This window comes from Pseudofrankia sp. EUN1h, from assembly GCF_001854645.1.
Taxonomy (GTDB): domain Bacteria; phylum Actinomycetota; class Actinomycetes; order Frankiales; family Frankiaceae; genus Pseudofrankia; species Pseudofrankia saprophytica.
This window is the reverse complement of sequence record NZ_MBLN01000127.1, coordinates 1-1093: the sequence shown is the minus strand read 5'-3', so window position 1 is coordinate 1093 and position 1093 is coordinate 1. Positions and strand designations below refer to the sequence as shown.

At 75.7% G+C, this 1093-nt stretch carries 1 protein-coding gene; it reads left to right on the top strand.

Going from position 1 to position 1093, the window contains the following annotated elements:
* The coding region (locus BCD49_RS39835; protein WP_116439478.1) for a beta-ketoacyl reductase at nucleotides 1–1093 on the top strand (1093 nt) is incomplete at both ends.

Genomic DNA, 1093 nt, shown 5'->3' with positions numbered 1-1093 from the left:
CCACCATCCACCTCACCGACCCCACCGGAACCCCCCTCACCACCATCCACACCCTCACCACCCGCCCCGCCACCAAAAACCACATCGACACCGCCAGCAGCGGGACCGCGAACGCGTTGTTCCGGATGGAGTGGCGTGGCCTGCCGGCCGCGCCCGTGCCGGTGGCCGTCGCCGGCCAGCGCTGGACGGTGCTGGGCCTGCCGCCTGCCGGCCTGGGCGTGGAGACGACGACGGCGAGCGGGCTCGACGCGGTCGAGGATGTGCCGGACGTACTGCTGCTGCGGCTCGCGGGCTCGTCCGACGCCGACGTCGCGCGGTCCGTCCACACCGCGACGCGCGACGTGCTGGCGCTGGTTCAGGAGTGGCTGGCTCAGGAGCGTTTCCAGGACGGGCGGCTGGTGGTCGCCACGTCGGGCGCGGTCGCCGTCGGCGCGACCGACGACGTCACCGACCTGCCGCACGCGGCCGTCTGGGGTCTGCTGCGGTCGGCCCAGACCGAGCACCCGGACCGGTTGGTGCTGGTCGACGTCGACGGCGCCGCCTCCTCCTGGGCCGCGTTGCCGGACGTACTGGCCTCCGGGGAGCCGCAGGCGGCCGTGCGGGCTGGTGCGGTGCTGGTGCCGCGACTGGCCAGGGCCGGGGCGCCGAGCGCGGCCGCGAGCGCGGGTGCGGCCCGGTTCGGTGAGGGCACCGTGCTCGTCACGGGAGCGACCGGCGCTCTGGGCGCGCAGTTCGTCCGGCACCTGGTCACCGCCCACGGGGTCCGTCGCCTGCTGCTGGTCAGCCGCCGCGGCCCACACGCCCCCGGCGCCGCCGAGCTCACCGCCGAACTCACCGCCGCCGGCGCCCACGTCGACGTCGCCGCCTGCGACACCGCCGACCGCGCGGCCCTGGACGCGGCGCTCGCCGCCGTCCCCGACCATCGACCGGTCACCGCCGTGGTGCACATCGCCGGCGTCCTGGACGACGCGACCTTCGAGGCACTGACCCCGGATCAGCTCGACACGGTGCTGCGGCCCAAGGCCGACGCCGCCTGGCACCTGCACCAGGCCACCGCCCACCTCGACCTCAAGGCCTTCGTCCTCTTCTCGTC